Origin of the sequence: Candidatus Colwellia aromaticivorans (assembly GCF_003333305.1) — a bacterium.
Classification (GTDB): Bacteria; Pseudomonadota; Gammaproteobacteria; order Enterobacterales; family Alteromonadaceae; genus Colwellia; species Colwellia aromaticivorans.
In genome coordinates this window covers 33,684-51,744 of the sequence record NZ_QOLD01000019.1, presented here as the reverse complement: position 1 = coordinate 51,744, position 18,061 = coordinate 33,684, and the positions used below count along the sequence as shown (strand labels likewise).

At 37.1% G+C, this 18,061-nt stretch carries 18 protein-coding genes and 1 other RNA gene; 14 read left to right on the top strand and 5 right to left on the bottom strand.

Annotated elements, in window-relative coordinates:
* Window positions 1-20: 20 nt before the first annotated feature.
* Both DWA31_RS03110 and DWA31_RS03105 read right to left on the bottom strand, forming a co-directional pair.
* Window positions 21-179 (bottom strand): DUF2986 domain-containing protein, encoded by a 159-nt coding sequence (locus DWA31_RS03110; protein ID WP_114325206.1) that lies wholly within the window; start codon window positions 177-179, stop codon window positions 21-23.
* A 51-nt stretch (window positions 180-230) separates the two neighbouring features.
* Complete coding sequence (locus tag DWA31_RS03105; protein ID WP_114325205.1) at window positions 231-638, bottom strand: hypothetical protein; 408 nt, start codon at window positions 636-638, stop codon at window positions 231-233.
* Window positions 639-743: 105 nt separating this feature from the next.
* On the opposite strand from DWA31_RS03105, the gene dbpA reads away from it, so the two are divergent.
* From dbpA to DWA31_RS03085, 4 genes are all read left to right on the top strand, one after another.
* Window positions 744-2,165: an ATP-dependent RNA helicase DbpA gene (dbpA, locus tag DWA31_RS03100; protein ID WP_245942460.1), complete on the top strand. Its 1,422-nt coding sequence runs from the start codon at window positions 744-746 to the stop codon at window positions 2,163-2,165.
* 26 nt (window positions 2,166-2,191) lie between these two features.
* A complete protein-coding gene (zapE, locus tag DWA31_RS03095) occupies window positions 2,192-3,400 on the top strand; it encodes a cell division protein ZapE (RefSeq protein ID WP_114325204.1) in 1,209 nt (402 codons plus the stop codon).
* Window positions 3,401-3,591: 191 nt separating this feature from the next.
* Window positions 3,592-4,440 (top strand): DUF2884 family protein, encoded by an 849-nt coding sequence (locus DWA31_RS03090; RefSeq protein ID WP_114325203.1) that lies wholly within the window; start codon window positions 3,592-3,594, stop codon window positions 4,438-4,440.
* Window positions 4,441-4,542: 102 nt separating this feature from the next.
* The gene (locus DWA31_RS03085) at window positions 4,543-5,304 is read left to right on the top strand and encodes a tRNA-uridine aminocarboxypropyltransferase (protein WP_114325202.1); all 762 of its coding nucleotides are present in this window, start codon (window positions 4,543-4,545) and stop codon (window positions 5,302-5,304) included.
* Window positions 5,305-5,737: 433 nt separating this feature from the next.
* Here the strand turns inward: DWA31_RS03085 and DWA31_RS03075 are convergent, their stop codons facing one another.
* Window positions 5,738-7,240: a CoA-acylating methylmalonate-semialdehyde dehydrogenase gene (locus DWA31_RS03075; RefSeq protein WP_114325200.1), complete on the bottom strand. Its 1,503-nt coding sequence runs from the start codon at window positions 7,238-7,240 to the stop codon at window positions 5,738-5,740.
* Window positions 7,241-7,369: 129 nt separating this feature from the next.
* Here DWA31_RS03075 and DWA31_RS03070 point away from each other — a divergent pair, with 129 nt between their 5' ends.
* From DWA31_RS03070 to ffs, 3 genes are all read left to right on the top strand, one after another.
* Window positions 7,370-8,272: a LysR family transcriptional regulator gene (locus tag DWA31_RS03070; RefSeq protein ID WP_114325199.1), complete on the top strand. Its 903-nt coding sequence runs from the start codon at window positions 7,370-7,372 to the stop codon at window positions 8,270-8,272.
* Between the two features lie 307 nt (window positions 8,273-8,579).
* The gene (locus tag DWA31_RS03060) at window positions 8,580-9,515 is read left to right on the top strand and encodes a DUF3014 domain-containing protein (protein ID WP_114325198.1); all 936 of its coding nucleotides are present in this window, start codon (window positions 8,580-8,582) and stop codon (window positions 9,513-9,515) included.
* Window positions 9,516-9,889: 374 nt separating this feature from the next.
* An RNA gene (gene ffs / locus DWA31_RS03055) (signal recognition particle sRNA small type) lies at window positions 9,890-9,986 on the top strand.
* A 241-nt stretch (window positions 9,987-10,227) separates the two neighbouring features.
* Here ffs and DWA31_RS03050 read toward each other — a convergent pair.
* Together DWA31_RS03050 and priC are read right to left on the bottom strand one after the other, a co-directional pair.
* Window positions 10,228-10,500, bottom strand: a complete 273-nt coding sequence (locus tag DWA31_RS03050; RefSeq protein ID WP_114325197.1) for a late competence development ComFB family protein — start codon at window positions 10,498-10,500, stop codon at window positions 10,228-10,230.
* A gap of 168 nt (window positions 10,501-10,668) precedes the next feature.
* Complete coding sequence (gene priC, locus DWA31_RS03045; protein WP_245942459.1) at window positions 10,669-11,301, bottom strand: primosomal replication protein PriC; 633 nt, start codon at window positions 11,299-11,301, stop codon at window positions 10,669-10,671.
* Between the two features lie 976 nt (window positions 11,302-12,277).
* Here priC and DWA31_RS03040 point away from each other — a divergent pair.
* From DWA31_RS03040 to DWA31_RS03010, 7 genes are all read left to right on the top strand, one after another.
* Window positions 12,278-13,057: a DUF3450 domain-containing protein gene (locus DWA31_RS03040; protein WP_114325196.1), complete on the top strand. Its 780-nt coding sequence runs from the start codon at window positions 12,278-12,280 to the stop codon at window positions 13,055-13,057.
* Window positions 13,057-14,406 carry a MotA/TolQ/ExbB proton channel family protein gene (locus DWA31_RS03035; protein ID WP_114325195.1) on the top strand — a complete coding sequence of 450 codons (1,350 nt, stop codon included), beginning with the start codon at window positions 13,057-13,059 and terminating at the stop codon, window positions 14,404-14,406. The genes DWA31_RS03040 and DWA31_RS03035 overlap by 1 nt, the downstream gene beginning before the upstream one ends.
* Window positions 14,406-14,930 carry a MotA/TolQ/ExbB proton channel family protein gene (locus tag DWA31_RS03030; protein ID WP_114325194.1) on the top strand — a complete coding sequence of 175 codons (525 nt, stop codon included), beginning with the start codon at window positions 14,406-14,408 and terminating at the stop codon, window positions 14,928-14,930. The genes DWA31_RS03035 and DWA31_RS03030 overlap by 1 nt, the downstream gene beginning before the upstream one ends.
* A 12-nt stretch (window positions 14,931-14,942) precedes the next feature.
* The gene (locus tag DWA31_RS03025) at window positions 14,943-15,347 is read left to right on the top strand and encodes an ExbD/TolR family protein (protein WP_114325193.1); all 405 of its coding nucleotides are present in this window, start codon (window positions 14,943-14,945) and stop codon (window positions 15,345-15,347) included.
* A gap of 3 nt (window positions 15,348-15,350) precedes the next feature.
* A complete protein-coding gene (locus DWA31_RS03020; protein WP_114325192.1) occupies window positions 15,351-15,965 on the top strand; it encodes an energy transducer TonB in 615 nt (204 codons plus the stop codon).
* Between the two features lie 5 nt (window positions 15,966-15,970).
* The gene (locus DWA31_RS03015; RefSeq protein WP_245942458.1) at window positions 15,971-17,278 is read left to right on the top strand and encodes a tetratricopeptide repeat protein; all 1,308 of its coding nucleotides are present in this window, start codon (window positions 15,971-15,973) and stop codon (window positions 17,276-17,278) included.
* Between the two features lie 283 nt (window positions 17,279-17,561).
* The gene (locus DWA31_RS03010; protein WP_114325191.1) at window positions 17,562-17,975 is read left to right on the top strand and encodes an HvfA family oxazolone/thioamide-modified RiPP metallophore; all 414 of its coding nucleotides are present in this window, start codon (window positions 17,562-17,564) and stop codon (window positions 17,973-17,975) included.
* The last annotated feature ends 86 nt before the right edge of the window (window positions 17,976-18,061 follow it).

The window sequence follows — 18,061 nt, the reverse complement described above, 5'->3', positions numbered from 1 at the left end:
TAACAAGCGAATTAATGAATTTAACTCGCTTCTTGCGTTTCTGTTGCTTTTTGTTCTTCTTCGAGTTTGGCACGCTCTGCTTTAGATATATAGCGGGGCTTGTTACTGGTATGTAATTTAGCATTCGCTTTTTTTAGTTTCTTTTTTAACGTGTCATTCATCTTCTTTTTACGATTCATATTATATTTCTCTTTATTTTTAATAGTTAACATTATTCGTTTTCAGTTGTACTACTGAGCAATTAATGTAATGAATATTAGCGGAATATAGGGGTATAAAATTGTTGGCTTTAGCGAGGTTTTTAGATATTCCATAACCAAGCCAGCTGAACTTGGGCGATTCTCAGACCATTGTCGATAAAATTGAAATGCTTCCAGATTATTTTCAAGGAGTGCCTGTTCAATTAACTCAATTCTATAGCAAGTTCTGGCCTGATAAGTTTTCCAAATGCCTTCTTGTAACCATAAAATGGTCAATATTAAAATAATAACCCTATTTTCGTGATAGAAAGCTAACGAAAACAAGGTTACTGCCACAGAAAATAATTTAATAATTAAGGCATATTGTTCATAACGCTCATGGCTGTTGTGTAATGATTGCCACTCTTTTACTAAAAGCGCATTAGATTCTATGATCATAGGAAGTTAATAACTAGGGGGAGAAGGTATTTGCTGTTATTATGCGCTGATTCACTTTCCCTTGAAAGTTTTATCTCCTAATTCTGAAAATATAGAGGCACACCCTTGAGCGCATCAATCAATAATGACAAAGCAACATTAGCTTTTTCTTCATTAAACTTACATCAAGATTTATTGAAAAATTTATCTACGCTTGGCTATCAGGAAATGACGCCTATTCAAGCCATGAGTTTACCTGAAATGTTAGTGGGCAAAGATGTTATTGCTCAAGGAAAAACGGGCTCAGGCAAAACGGCTGCTTTTGGCTTAGCCTTACTTGAAAAGTTAGAAGTAAAGCGTTTTCGTATTCAGTCTATGGTGTTATGTCCAACACGTGAGCTTGCTGACCAAGTGGCTAAAGAAATACGAAAACTTGCGCGTGCTGTTCATAATATTAAGGTGTTAACTTTGTGTGGCGGAACACCTTTTGGTCCGCAAATAGGCTCACTAGAACATGGTGCTCATATTATTGTCGGTACGCCGGGTCGTATTGAAGAACACGTTATTAAAGGCACGCTTAAATTAGATGATTTAAACTTGTTGATACTCGATGAAGCCGATCGTATGTTAGAAATGGGTTTCGAAGCTGCGCTTGATAATATTATTGAGCGAACGCCTCTTGATCGTCAAACCTTGTTATTTAGTGCCACCTTTCCAAAACAAATTCAAGCGATCAGCGAAAGCATTATGACTGAGCCAGTAATGGTGAAAGTTAGCGAGAGTGAAGATCAATCTAATATTAGTCAGCGCTTTTTTCAGGTTGAAGATGATACTCAGCGATTTGCCGCGTTACGTTTATTATTACTGGATAACCCTGTTGAATCGACTGCTATCTTTTGTAATACCAAAAAAGAAACACAAGCAGTGTGTAATGCTTTACATGATGATGGTTTCAGTGTTTTAGCATTACATGGTGATTTAGAACAAAAAGATAGAGATCAAACTTTATTACGCTTTGCTAATAAAAGTGTCGCAATTCTAGTCGCCACTGATGTTGCTGCCCGTGGCTTAGATATAGATGCGCTTGATTTGGTGGTTAATTATCATATTGCCCATGACAGCGAAATTCATATTCATCGTATTGGTCGTACTGGCAGAGCGGGTGCTCAAGGTTTAGCTATCTCTTTATATAGTGATAAAGAGTCTTACAAGGTTGGTTTGATAGAAGATGCGCTTGAGCAAACAATTAAGCCTGAGTTATTACCCGCTACCGATGTACTAAAAAATGATAGGCATCAGGCCAAAATGGCCACAATTCAAATTGATGGCGGTAAAAAACAAAAAGTTCGTCCAGGCGATATTTTGGGTGCGCTAACGGCTAAAAATTCTGGCGCGGAAATAAGTGGTAAAGATATCGGGAAAATCAATGTGCTTGATATTAAGGCTTATGTAGCGGTTGATAAAAAAATATTGAAATTAGCATTACGGAAATTAACTAACGGTAAAATGAAAGGTCGTAGTTTTAAAGTACGCCATTTAACCGTATAAATTAATTCTTAGCTCATATTCATATTTTGCTAGAACAATATCAAACGTTACTCACCCAGAATGTGCTTTGTGAAGACAAAGCACAACATAATGCCTTACGGGCTTTAGCACAGTTATCTGAGCAGCTTGTTTTAGCTGAGCACGATAGACTAAAAAATAAAAAGTCATCCTTTGAATTTTTGTCAAGAATCACCAGTAATAAAAGAAAACCAGTTACTCAAGGCCTATATTTTTATGGCCGAGTAGGGCGTGGGAAAACCATGTTAATGGATTTGTTTTATGAAAACATTTCATTAAAGAAGAAAAAACGCATTCATTTTCATCGCTTTATGGAAAGTATTCATCAAGAATTAAATCAGCTATCTTTATCAAAATCAGCGATTGATAATCCACTTGTGCATATTGCGAAACGTTGGGCAGATGATATTAGTTTACTGTGTTTTGATGAGTTTTTTGTTAGTGATATTGGTGATGCGATGTTACTTTCAGGCTTGTTTGAAGCACTTTTTGCTTCAGGAGTAACGCTGGTTACCACTTCTAACTGTCAACCAGAGCAACTTTACCGTAATGGCTTACAACGAGAGCGATTTTTACCAACAATTCACCTTATTAATCAGTTTTGTCAGGTAGTATCTATCGATGGTGAAACTGATCATCGACTGACAAACTATAAACACCATTATAAAAACTATTATTTTAGTCATCAAAATGGTGAGGAGTTATTAGCTGATCGTTTTGTACAACTCAGTGCTATTAATACGACTAGTGCTGACAATGTTGCGCTGAAAGGTAATTATTCAAAAAGTATAACTTCAAAAAATATAACGATTAATCACCGTGAAATTAGCTATCTAGGTAAAAGTAGTAAGCATATTTGGTTTGATTTTTTTGCCCTTTGCTCTGGTCCTCGTAGCCAACGTGATTATATGCAATTAGCGGATCTATTTGATACGGTATTAATAAGTAATGTGCCACAGTTTGGTGGGAAACTGATACCGGCAGTATTTTCTGGTGTCGAAGATAGTTATCAGCGAAGCGGTGTATTGTTGGGCGACTTACGCCAATTAGATGATGAAGCTCGACGATTTATCGCTTTAGTTGATGAGTTTTATGATCGAAAAATTCAATTAATTGTCTGTGCAGACGTTGATATAACAGAGCTTTATCAAGGGCAGCAACTTAGCTTTGAGTTTCAACGATGTCAATCTAGACTATTTGAAATGCAAAATGATTAATGGTTTTATATAAAATAGAAACATACTAATTTTTAGTGATTTTAACCCAACAAAAGTTATTTTTAAATTCACTATTGTATGCTTTTATTTCTATTCATTGATAGTTAAAACAAATAAACATAGCATTTTTTTGTAATAATATTGCCAGATAAAAATGTTCATTAATAAAACAACACAACAAGGCTATCGCCATGCATAATCCATTTATATTAAATAATAAAACAGTAAAACTATTACCAGCAGTAGCAGTACTTTCAATTTTTTCTTCTGAAAACCTCTACGCCAAAGATACTTGCAATATTAAACTTGATGCGGGCTTAACCTTAACAGTAACAACACTTGAATTTTTTAACGTTACAAAAGGCGCTGCAAATAAAAAGAAAACCCTTTATAAAATTAGAAATGATCAGAGCTTAATTATTCACGGAAAGGAAGTTAATTTAACTGACCAGCAACAAAAGTTAGTGACTCAATACGCGACTAGTATTCGCGAAATAGTACCGCAAATTAGAAGTGTCGCTATTGAAGGTGTGGATCTGGCACTGGAGGGGGTTAATTTAGCATTCAATGATCTATTAGGTGAAGGTAATACAGTTGGCGCAGAATTAACAAAAGAGCTTTCTGTATTACGGGATGAAGTTGCTACGCGTTTTACTCCAGAGCATGGTATTACCATTGGTGGAAATGGTGTAGATAATAAAGACATTACCGGTGAACAAATTCTTGGTAAACAATTTGAACAACGTATTGAATCAGCAGTAGAAAAGGCAGTAATAAACTCGATGGGAAGTTTATTAGTTGTTATGGGTCAAGAAATGCTGCTGTCAGGAAAACAGGGCAGTTCACTTGAAACACGCATGAAAGCTTTTGGTGAAAACATTGCGACTGAAACAAAGATAAGAACAGAAACAATTGAACGAAAAGCGGATGCGTTATGCGTACCGATTGTTAATATTGATCAATTAGAAGAACAATTAAAATCCAGTGTTTCGCCGCTCGCCAATATCAATGTTATTTCAGCTAGATTGAATAAAAAGTAAATGATCAAAGTATGAGATAAAATAGGCTAACTAAAAAATTTAACACTAGACTCGGTAGTGTTATCATTACAAGTCTACTGTTTATTTTATATTTAATTCTTCATGCATGCAGTTCATCGATTACATCAATTTAGAAAAAGCCTGAGTACCACCACTTATAAAGCACGAGGACAGCGGGTTATTCGCTGTGATTTGTGCCGCTTGGCCGCAACCTTTTGTATTTGTGCTATTGCTCCTAAAAAGGGCACTGTAGATACTAATGCAGGATTTTTACTACTGATGTATGACACTGAAGTGTTAAAACCAAGTAATACAGGCAAGTTAATTGCTGATTTAATTCCTGATACCTTTGCTTTCTTATGGTCACGTACAACAAAAAATCCTGAATTACAGGCAGTGCTAGAGGATGAGCAATGGCAGCCTTTTGTCGTGTTTCCACAAGAATATGCTGGTGATGATCGCCAAGTTCACTCGAATACAGTGATCTGTGAACAAGGTAAAAGGCCACTGTTTATTATGCTTGATGGTAGTTGGCGTGAAGCAAAAAAAATGTTCCGAAAAAGCCCTTATTTAGATAAGTTCCCTCTGGTATCTTTTGATCCCAAAAAGTTACTTGATAATATGTCATCTCCCGTAGGCGCTGAGTCGCGTTATACGGTTAGAAAAACTGAATTAGAGCATCAATTTTCAACGGCGGAAGTTGGCGCTAGAGTACTTGAAATGTTTGGTGAAAAAGCTAACGGGCATCTACTTGATTTATGGTTTGATGTATTTAACTATCAATATCAAAAAGGTGTTTGTCAGCGTAATAAAGGAAACCCTGAAGCGATAGAAAACTATCAAAAATTATTAAATGAAAAATAATTTTAGTTTCCTTCGACCCTTCGACCCTTCGACAAGCTCAGGGCAAGCGGCTCAGGGCAAGCGGCTCAGGGCAAGCGGCTCAGGGCAAGCGGCTCAGGGCAAGCGGCTCAGGGCAAGCGGCTCAGGGCAAGCGGTCAGGGCAAGCGGCTCAGGGCAAGCGGTTCATGGCAAGCGGTTCAGGGCAAGCGGCTCAGGGCAAGCGGTTCAGGGCAAGCGGCTCAGGGCAAGCGGTTCAGGGCAAGCGGGGATAGTATAACAGCTTGCCCTGAGCGCGAGGAATGAGCAGTCGGAGTACGACAGGCTTCCTTCGACAAGCTTCCTTCGACAGGCTTCCTTCGACAAGCTCAGGACAAGCGGAATAAATATAGCCATACGGAATAAATATAGCCGTGCATCCTGAGCGCGAGGAACGAGTAGTCGAAGGGCTCGCTACTTACTTCATACTAATCGTTGAGTGAATTTCAGAGCCATCTTGATGATCTGGTTCGAACCAACGAGCGGTCACAGATTTTGTATAGGTCCAAAAGCTGATTACTTGTTTGCCGTTAGGTCCTAAATCACCTAATTTAGAGCCGCGTGAACCAGTAAAGCTGAAATAGGCTACGGGTACAGGAATTGGCACATTAATACCAACTTGACCAACATCTATATCATTTTCAAACTTACGTGCAGCCCAACCAGAAGAGGTAAATAAAGAAGTACCATTACCATTTTGATTAGCATTAATTATTGCAATTGCTTCATCTAATGTTTCTGCTTCTAATACGCACAAAGCAGGTCCAAAAATTTCTTGCGTGTAAATATCCATATCAGTCGTTACATCAGTAAATAACGTTGGTCCGACAAAGTTGCCGTTTGGATAACCTTCAACTTGGCAATTTCTGCCATCAACAAGCAAGGTAGCGCCTTGTTCAACGCCTGAATCTAGTAAACTAATAATACGCGCTTTAGCTTGTGGTGATACTACTGGGCCTAAATCTGCATCACGTTGCGTGCCAGGTCCAATTTTCATTTGTTTTGCTCGTTCAACAATTTCAGGTAGCCAGTTTCGAGATTCACCCACTAGAATTGTTACGGGGTTAGCCATACAGCGCTGTCCTGCTGCACCAAAAGCTGAGCCAAGTAAATCATTGATAGCTCTGTCTTTATTTGCATCAGGCATGATTACCATATGGTTTTTTGCGCCCATCATTGATTGGGCACGTTTACCATGCTTTGTGGCATGGTTATAAACGTGTGTACCAACGCCAGTTGAACCAATGAATGAAACCGCTTTTACTGGCTCAGCTTCAATTAATTGATTAACTACATCTGGGCCACCATGAACAACATTCAATACACCTGCAGGAATACCTGCTTTAAGTGCTAATTCAACAAGAAGAATTGTTGAAGAAGGCGCTTGCTCTGATGGTTTTAAAATAAACGTATTACCACAGGCAATTGCTGGTGGGAACATAAACGATGGCAGCATTAGTGGAAAGTTGAATGCCGTGATACCTAAACCAACACCAATTGGCTTATTCAATGTATAAGTGTCTACACCGCTTGCTGCATTATTGGCCATTTCTCCTAGTTGTAAGCGAGTAATTGAACAAGCATTTTCAATCGCTTCTAATGAACGTCCTACTTCGCCTTCAGCATCAGGCAGTGTTTTACCATGTTCTAAAGTAACTAATTCGGCAAGCTCTTGGGTATTCTCTCTAACCAATTGTTGGAAATTTAACATAATACGCATACGATTGGTTAAGGAAACCTTTGACCAAGACTTGAATGCTTCTGCTGAGTTAGCTACTGCTGCAGCAACTTCTTCTTTGGTTGCCATAGGCACACGAGCAACAACTTCTTGAGTAGCAGGGTTTAAAACATCTAACCAAGTATCGGTGGTTGAACGAATTTTTTCACCATTAATGATCAGTGGAATTTCTTTAATTGTCATGACAAGCCTTAAATAGAAGAGAATAGAGTTGATGATAAAATAGTCTTTTATCAATAATTCAGCAATAGGTAAAAATGCAGCCTGCATTGCATTTTTGCATTTGACTATCGATATTGTTACTCTACAAGAATGAACTGGGATGATATTAAATTATTTTTAGAAGTTGCACGCAGTGAACGCCTATCAATCGCTGCCAAGCGGTTAACCGTTGATGCCTCAACTTTGTCGCGCCGTCTACATAAACTGGAAGAAAGCTTAGCTACTAAGCTATTCGAGCGTACTGTTGATGGTCATGTGTTAACGTCTGACGGCACTAAATTGTTACAATATGCGAGACGGATGGAGTTGGACGCTGGACAAGCTTTTGATGACATAAAAGAGCAAAACAGTGTAAACAGTGGCCGAGTTCGTATAGGCGTAACAGAAGCGTTCGGCAGTTTTTTTATCGCCCCTCATTTAATGGCACTCAAACAAAAATTTCCTAATATACAAATAGAGCTGGTACATTTTGCCCGTGATGTAAAAATTAGTCGTAATGAAGCTGACATTGCTATTGCGGTTGAAAAACCGAAAAGTACTTCTACTATTATTACTAAGCTTTGTGATTATCAGTTGCAGTTATATGGTCATGCAAGTTATCTTGAAAGTATTCACAACAAAGTAGAGTTCAGTCAGCTAGCTAATTATCAATGGGTTAGCTATGTCGATAATTTATTATTCACCGAACAACTATCATATTTGAAAGAACTTAGCGCTAAGTTGCGTGTAGATATTGCGCCTAGTTTTCAAAGTACCAGTATAACTAGTCAATATAGCGCCATAAAAAGTGGCTTAGGAATCGGTATTTTGCCTTGCTTTTTAGCGGAGCAAGATGCTAGCTTAGTTAAATTATGCATTAATGATATTAAATTAGTGCGTAGCTTTTATCTTGTTACTCACCCAGAAAGTAAACGCTTATCGCAAGTGAATACGGTTTGGGAGTACTTGAAACAATTAGCACAACAAAAAACGCATTTACTCATGCCTGAGTAACGATAGCATGAAAAATATTAAAATTAATAATGTATATACCCATGATACTCCAAGATGCGAGTTTCAGGACGTTTGAGCGACTCATGATCAAGGCGCTTGTTTTTATTAATGGTTGTTCCCTTAAAAAAAGGAGCAACGATGAGCGTGATTTGCTCATACGCCCCGTAGGGTTGGTTTAGAAACGCTTTATGCTACGTTATTGATTTCGACAATGGAACAACCATTCTCTTCAATCAAAGCCTTGCCTAAAGGCGTTTCTAATTCCAGCTGAATCCGACATATTGAAGTAACATGGGTATAGGTAAACATGGACAACTTAAATCAATCATTAGAGAAAAGTGATCAGGCGAGTCAAAATAAAGCGTCGTGGCCATTGATCGTTTTTATTATTTTAGTGATTATAGCTATCGGTGTAGCATGGCAATTTACTGGCGATAAGTCTGAGCCCGTTGTTATTGATGAGCCCGTGATAATAGTGGAAAAAATACCTGAACCAGTGGAAGAACTACCTGAACCTATAATTGAAATACCGGAAGTCGTTGTTGAGGAAGAAGTTATTGAATCAGTAATAGAACCCTTACCTTCATTGGATAACAGTGACGATTGGTTAAAGTTAAAATTACCAGAAATCACTTGGCGTAAAGAGCTACTTAAACTTATCATTGATGAAGACATGATTAGGCGTTTTGTCGTTTTTACTGATAACTTTGCTCAAGGAATTATTGCTTATGAGCATAGCCCTTTTATTCTGCCTAACGCTAAGTTCACACCTGCAATAGAGAGTGTTAGTTTTCAACAATCGTTTCAAAAACCAGAACAAACCGATTCAGATAGTCCTTTACCAGTGAAGCAAAATGTTTGGCAATGGAATGAAAATTCAAGTCGACGCTTTAGCTTATATGTTGATTTATTAAGATCAATGGACAGTGAAAACTTGGTTCAGTGGTATAGTGAAATTAAGCCTTTAATTGACGAAGCTTATACTGAACTAGGTTATGAGGATGATTTTACTCGCACTTTGCAAGATGCGATAACTCGTGTATTAGATATGGAGTTACCTAAATCATCTATGGCATTAATACAACCGAGTGTTATGTATAAATTTGCTGACTCTGAACTTGAAGCTTTACCGGATGCTGATAAGTTATTACTTCGTTTAGGTAAAGATAATCTATTAGTGATGAAATCTGTTTTATTAGAGCTACATGAGAAGTTAGCTCAGCAAGAAAACGGCGTTCATTAATGACGTTAATTTATAAAGGTAAGTCAGGTAGACTTACCTAATATATTCCATTCAAACAAGGGCGATTTCGTCCTCTATTAGTTTATCTATGCTCATCGCTTTAGGATGGCAAGTGGTAGGTCAATCACATCGAAAAGCCAATTTTCTGCCGAAGTTGTCCTTTACACGGCTAATCTGATTTTGTTATTGAAATTGAATGAGTCAAGTTTAAGGGAAATTTTATCTTAATTGTGTAAAAAATCCTCATGTAGTGTAGCGTTACTCGAAAATAGCTAACTAGTGCTTGCATCCGAACGTTTGATTAGCGATAATTCGCGCCGCTAACCAATATAAGAGATGTTTAACTCTTTTGGTTAGGCTTATTATGGTGGCCTTTTCGGTCCCCTCGCAATGATACTCTGTGAACTCGGCCAGGTCCGGAAGGAAGCAACCGCAGCAGACGACTCATGTGCCGAGGTGTGGCTGGTTAGGCCGCCACCCAATCTTATAAATCAATGGGTTACACCAGAAATAGCATTTTTGCTACAATTTTTGCTACATGAAAGCTTCAAATATCCCCTATCTTCATAGACGTAAGGGTTCTTTTATTACCGAAATCAGTCCGTTTGGAAGTCCTTAAGAACTCGTTGTAAGAACATTAGGCCGAGACCCAACCAAATAAGCCAGCTAAATAATTATAAAAGCGCTGGAAATACCATTATATCTTCGATACTTATTCGTTCGCTTCGTGATTGATTTTCATAAACTCTATCGCTTTACTAATTGCTTTTTTTACTTTTTCTTCCATTTCAAAACGTTCTGATGCAGGTAAGAAAAAAGCCATATCTACTTCGTGACGAATATAGCGAGCTGGTAGTTGATTTAGTACTACGCAGGTTAAATCGGCTAAAAAGTCGTCATCATATTTTTCGTCAAATTTACTTAAAGAAAAGTGAAGTGTGACTAGTTTTTCATAGTAATTATGAATGTCATCAGAAATTATCATATATATCCTTCAAAATCGGTATTTGTCATTCCGGAGACTTTTAAGCCGGAACCTTGGGAGTTCAGTGTAATATTCTCGATGTAAAAACCACTAGGATTACATAAGATATTCTTTGCGCAGATCAAATACTAACGTTAGTATAGAAAAAATGCGAATATTTATATAGCATTAGCGTTTTTCTGCTAGCTCAATATCACGTTCAATAGTTGTAATAGCTTTACGACAACGTCCAAGACGTTGGTGTAGAGTTAACACTTCAATGGATAGCTTTTCACTTTCATGTTTCTTACATTCTACCCTTTGCCGCTCCTTTTCTAAGAGCATATCCATTAGGCGCCGTTCAAATTCATGATGCTCTGTTAATTTTTGATAGAGTTGATGGCTGTTTAAAACCAAGTTATTTGCCATATCTCGATATTTATTAACCTGTTTAGCTTTGGCTTTTTTAATTCTTACTTTTTTATTAGCATCAAAGCTTAGTTTTGCTGCTTGATGGATGGTTGAATTAGCATTTAACGCATTTGATATTGCGGCAATTTGTTGTTCTAAATGTTCTAATAATACTATTGATAACTCTATTTTGTTGGATGCAACTAATCGTGTAAATTCAGCTAATCTACGTTCAATTTCCTCTACGTAAGGTAAATAACGATCACTTTGACTGAAAAATAAAGAAGGAGAAAATAAATTGTTGTTTTCAATTAATCGATGAGATTTGTTTTGAGTATTTAGAGTATCGATTTGTTTTGCCTCTATAGCTAAGCGCATTAATACCTCAGTTAAACGTTCGATTGAATTCACTTAATATCCTGCAAGAATCAATACTAAATATGCTTATCATCTTAACGTTATTATGGGTAAATATCTGTAGTATTTGTGCGGTTATACTAAAAATCACATGTATTTCGAACAAAAGTACTAAATATTAATATTTAAAAGAACCCGTCTGTAACCATATTTTTATGAAAGTAAATTACGCATCTTGACTTGCTAATAATAACCAATTCACACAATACTCATGACAAGCCGATTAAATAGCTCTATTGATATACACTGAATTTAATAGTGGTGGCAGTGAAATGTATTCATTTCTGATTTAGATGCCTCAAGTGAGTGTTATGCACCTACAGTTGACTCGATCATTTACCATGATGTCACAGCTTCATACTAATTAATTGTCTATAGATAATCATAAAAAGCCGTGATTTAAATTATAAATTAACAGCGCTGTCATAATCGTGGATAGTATATATGTATCGTTATATATGTATTGCGTAAAGCCACGATTATCTTAAATTGACTATTATCAGTCTGTGGTTGCCAGGTCAATTTAGACCAGTAAATCAATCATTTAGATAAAAGTTCTTTGCTAATTAATTGAGTGAAAAAAGTGGAAAATCACTAATTTATAGTAAATAAATTTGACTTACTACGAAGAAGTTAGTAAAACATAAGGTAACAAAATGTTTAAGCCATTATTTGGCTATTTTGTACAAGTAATAATCAAAAAAGACCATAGCATGGTGAGTTAATGAAGCATTTTAGTACTTAACTGTTTTAATTTTTAACATGATATTTTTTATTTATTACTGAAAAATGAACAAAACGACTTTATTACTCTCAACTTGACAGCCTACTTGTCATTTGGGATTATTAATTAGTTGTATTTATAAAAAAGTTACACATAATAAAGTTACACATAAAAAAACGATAGATTTTTATATTTGCGGTAACAAAAAATTTGTTATCAAAATTTAAATAGCAATGGTTGGGAACTATGTCCAAAGTAAGTAAGAAAAGCCTCATCGCCACGGCAATGGTAGGCGCACTAGCATTAGCAGGTAGCAATATCGCTGCTGCAAATACATTAACAGATCTTCAAAAAGCTGAAGCTAATATTTTTAAACAGTCAGCTAAATCACAAACCAAAATCAATACGATATACGAGCAAACGCAAGATCTTCTTGCTGAATATCGTAATACGGTAGATGAAGGTGATGTTCTTCGTGGTTATAATGACCATGTACAACGTATGGTTGATGATCAAAAAGCGAACATCGTATCATTACAAAAGCAGATTGATGGTATCGATAAAATCAAACAAGGTGTTGTACCGTTAATGTACAAAATGATAGACACCTTAGAAACGTTTATTGATTTAGATGTACCCATGAATATAGAACGTCGTAAAGAGCGCGTAGCTAATTTGCGTGAAGTGATGACTAACTCAAACGTAACTACGTCTGAGCAGTTTCGCTTAGTACTTGAAGCATATGAAATTGAAGCGGGTTACGGCACTATTTTTGACGCTTACCAAGCCGAGATTGATTTTGGTGGTACAACATTAACGGCTGATTTTGTTCACATGGGACGTATCGCTTTTGTCGCTCAATCATTAGACCAAAAACACTCTTGGTTATGGAATAACGAAAGTCGTTCATGGGAAGAGTTAGGTGATGAGTACTTGAAACCTATTAAAGATGCTGTCGCTATGGCGCGTAAGCAACTTCCAATGGATCTAGCTAAATTACCAGTATTTGCAGCAGGAGCAAAATAATGAAGAAAATTATTAATTTTGTAGCGCTAGCCGCAATAATGACTACTGGCTTAGTAGCAACTACACAAGCAAATCAGTTAGATGATTTACTTAAACAAGTTAAATCTGATCGTGTATCAGAAGCAAAACTTGATAAAAAACGCGAAGCTGAATTTAAAAGTGCTCGTAGCGACAAGCAATCGTTATTAAATAAAGCGAAAAAAGAATTAGCGAACCAAGAAGCGCGCAACAAACGTTTAACGAAAGAATATGCGGCTAATGAAATTGCCTTAGCGCAAAAAGAAGTTGAACTAGACAATGCTACTGGTACGTTAGGTGAGATGTTTGGTGTTTCTCGTGCAGCAGCAGCAGGTGCTTATGGTCAAATTGCTACTTCAATTGTAAGTGCTGAATTTCCAGGTCGCGGCGAAGCGTTAAACCGCATAGCTAACGCAAAAGCAATTCCTGCATTAGAAGATCTTGAAGAGTTATGGTTTGCCTTACAAACTGAAATGACTCAATCAGGTAAAATTTCTAAATTTAGTGTTGAAGTGACTAACTTAGATGGTTCTAAATCTACTGAAACTATTACGCGTGTTGGTACATTTAACTTAGTATCAGACAACGGCTATTTAACTTACAACGATGAAGTAGGTCAAGTACAACCTTTACCTAAGCAACCAGCTGGTTACATAGCTGAAACTGCTTCAAACTTCTCTAACGCTAGCTCTGGTTATAGCGCTCTTTATGTGGATCCTTCTCGTGGTGGTATTTTATCACTTGAAACACGTAAGAAAACAGTTGAAGAGTTCTTCCATGAAGGTAAAGAAGTTGGCTATGCTATTACGGTTCTTTTCATTATTGGTTGTATCATTGCGCTTGAACGCTTAATTGTTTTAGGTAGCATGAGCGCTAAAATTAAAGCGCAAGAGAAAAACATTGATACACCAAATGCAAATAACCCGCTAGGTCGTTTATTGCAAATTTACCATGACAATAAATCGGTTGATGCTGAAACATTAGAGCTGAAACTTGATGAAGGTATTTTACGTGAAACGCCTCAAGTAGACCGTGGTGTTAACTTAATCAAAATGTTTGCTGCTATTGCCCCATTAATGGGTCTACTAGGTACAGTAATCGGTATGATTATGACTTTCCAAACCATAACCTTATTTGGTACTGGTGATCCGAAAATTATGGCTGGTAACATATCACTAGCGTTAGTTACAACAGCATTAGGTTTGATTTGTGCATTGCCACTTATCCTTATCCACTCAGTTGTTGCTGGTAAAGCGAAAAGCGTTTTACAGAAACTAGATGAGCAAAGTGCAGGCTTAATTGCTGCGATTGCAGAGAAGGAGTCTAAATAATGTTATTCCTGATAGAGGTTTGGGAATCTGTCAGGGGTTTTGTTGCAACTGGCGGTAACGTACTTTACGTTGTTGCCTTTGCACTCTTATTGATGTGGATAATGATGATAGAACGTTATTGGTTCTTATCTTCAGTCTACCCAGCGATTAAAAACGATATCGTTTCTCGTTGGGATGCACGCACAGACACAACGTCTTGGTATGCACATCGTATTAGAGAGACTTGGATTTCCGAAGCAAATGAACTGCTTGAACAGCGTATGATTACCATCAAAACATTAGTGGCAATGTGTCCATTAATCGGTTTGTTGGGAACAGTTACCGGTATGATTGGTGTGTTTGAAACAATGGCACAACAAGGTACAGGTAACCCACGTCTAATGGCCGCAGGTATATCGCAAGCTACTATTCCGACAATGGCGGGTATGGTAGCAGCATTATCGGGTGTGTTTTTTAGTTCAAGACTAGACGCTCAAGTTAAACTAGCAAAGGCTAAACTGGTTGACAGTTTACCTCATCACTAGAGAGATATTTTCATGGCACGTAAAAAGATTCGTGAGGACGAAGAAGCGGTAATTGATATGACACCGATGCTCGACATCGTATTTATCATGCTGATCTTCTTCATCGTAACCACTTCTTTTGTTAAAGAAGCAGGTATTGAAGTAAATAAACCTAAAGCAGCACAACAAACTAAGCAAAAAAATGCCAATATCTTTGTTGCAATAAAAGATAACGGTGAAATCTGGTTAGATAAGGGGCGTGTTGACATCGAACGTGTTGGCGCAAGGATTGAAAAATTACTTGCAGAACAACCAACTGATGTTGTTATTATCCAAGCCGACAAAGATGCCAAACATGGTGTTGTTGTTAAAGTAATGGATGCAATTAAAGAGGCAGGAAGTGGTCTTAGAATCTCCATTGCTGCTGCGAAGGGGTAGATTATGGTACGCTTTTTAGTATCAATACTACTAGGCGCTGCGGTTACCTTTGGTTTATTTGCTTTTATGGCCTTTCTTGTTTCTAGTGGTGATAGAAGTAAAGATGAGGCACAAGATAATATAATCGTAGAGGTGAATACAACGCCGCCGAAGTCTTCAGCTGAGACTCGTCGTCGTGTACCGCCGCCGCCGCCGCCGCCACCTAAAGCACCGCCAAAGCAACAGGCTCCTGAGCCTGAAGCAAGTAACGACAGTAGTGGATTGCAGTTTAATATGCCGGGTGTTCAGATGTCTGGTGCATCAACGGGGTTATCTGCACCTGGTGCAGGCTTTGGCCGAGATGGTGATGCAACGCCAATTGTTAGAATAGAGCCTAAATATCCTATTCAAGCAGCACGTGATGGTAAAGAAGGTTGGGTTAAGCTTTCATTTACTATCAATGAAATTGGTGGTGTTGAAGATGTTAAAGTTATTGAAGCAAAGCCTAAACGTGTGTTTGACAAAGAAGCTAAACGCGCACTTAGAAAGTGGAAATACAAGCCAAAAGTTGTTGACGGTAAACCAATGAAACAACCAGGTTTAAGTGTTCAATTAGACTTTAAAATGGACGGAGGTTAATAATTATGTTTAGCAAAACTATTTTTACAACAGTTACGTTTAAGCACTTTTCTTTTAAGAAATTATCAACTTCTTTACTGGTTATCGCTTCACTTTTAGTTGCTCAAGCACCCTTTGCAGATAATGCAATGGCTGCTGCCGCTAAAAAAGAAGAGAAAAAGAAACGTCCTACGCAACTTGTTGGTCAATCAGTGGGTAAAAAAGTAGGTAAAGCTTTTGAAGCCTATACTGCGGATGATATTGACGGTGCTATCGTCATCTTGAAGGATATTAACGCCAAAAAAGATTATGATAAAGCCTATGTTGCCCGTTTTATTGCGGTTATGTATGCCACTAAAGGTGATAATGAAAAGAAAGCAATTTCTTACTTAAAGAAAGCTATTGCTCCAGACATCTTAAACGAAGTTGATCACGGTGATGCCTTAAAGTTATTGGCTGATTTGCAAATGCAAACCAAAGGCTATAAAAATGCTTTAAGTAATTACTATGCTTGGATGGAGTTTACCGGCAAAGATGATGGTAATACTTGGGTTAAAATTGCCCAAGCTAATTATGAGTTGAAACAATTAGATAAAATGATTGTTCCTGCTGATAAAGCTATTGCTGCTTTTGGAGATAAACCGAATCAAAACCCTTATATTTTAAAGTTAACTTCTTATTATGAACGTAAAAAATATAAAGAAGCAATTAAGGTCTTAGAAACGGTTATCTTAATTTTCCCTGAAAATAAGACATGGTGGACACAGTTACCTATGTTTTATTTGTTAGTTGAAAATTATCCTAAAGCGGTGCAAACACTTGATTTAGCTTATAAACAGGGTTTTCTTGATAAAGAGTCACAAATCAAAACGTTAGCAAACTTGTATTCTTCAGCAGAGGCACCTTATAAGGCTGCTCGGTTATTAGAAAAACATATTGCTTCTGGTTTAGTTAAACGTGATGACAAAAACATCTCAACGTTAGCAAACGCATGGCATGCAGCGCAACATGTTGGTACAGCCGCCAAGTATTATGGTGAGCTAGCTAAAATGACCAATGAAGCTAAGCATTACCGTAAGCATGGTATGTTGTTAAAACAAGATGAGCAATTTTCAAAAGCAATTCCTGCACTAGAAAAAGCGCTGGAGCTTGGTGTTAAGAATAAAGGACGCATATACATGAGTATTGCAGAATCTTATTTTTACCTTGAAAAATACAAAAAAGCTCATATTGCTATAAATAATGCTATGAAAGATCCTAAGTCGCGTAAAGCTGCTAAAGGTTGGAAAGGTTTTATTGTTGACACAGCTAGACGTAAGAAAGTTTCAATTTAGTTGAGTATTCAATTAACTCTTGAATTTTGAAATTAAAAAACCAGCTTAAACGCTGGTTTTTTTGTCGTGATAATTGCGCTATATAAAAATGAAAGATGTAAAGTTGTTATGTCGTGGTGTTACTATTAAACAAATACAAGCTTGATCCTTATTTATAAGACAAAATAAATTTAAGGTGAAATTTTTTTTAAAGCTTGAGGGTCTATGTAACTTGATAGCTATAAAAAGTAATAAAACTAATACACTACAAGTATTAATCATTTAATAATAAAGGAAACTTATCATGAATCTACTTAAAAAATCTGGTCTGGCGGCTATAATTGGCTTATTAGCATTTTCCGTTTTTGCAAGCAATACAGCTAAAGCTGAAGCTAACCCATTTGCAACTCAAGACTTAGTTACTTTTGCCCCTGAAGGTGCGAGTGAAGGTAAAAGTAAAGGTAAGTGTGGTGAAGGTAAATGTGGCGAGAACAAAGCCAAAGGTAAAGGTAAGTGTGGTGAAGGTAAATGTGGCGAGAACAAAGCCAAAGGTAAAGGTAAGTGTGGTGAAGGCAAGTGTGGCGAGAACAAAGCCAAAGGTAAAGGTAAGTGTGGTGAAGGTAAGTGTGGCGAGAGCAAAGGCAAAGCTAAAGGTAAATGTGGCGAGAGCAAAGCCAAAGCTAAAGGTAAATGTGGCGAAGGTAAAAGTAAAAAATAAAGTAAACATGCGATAGTTAATTATTAACTAACGCAACTCATATAAAATAAAAAACGAGCTTAAAAGCTTAATGCCGATCAGTTAAG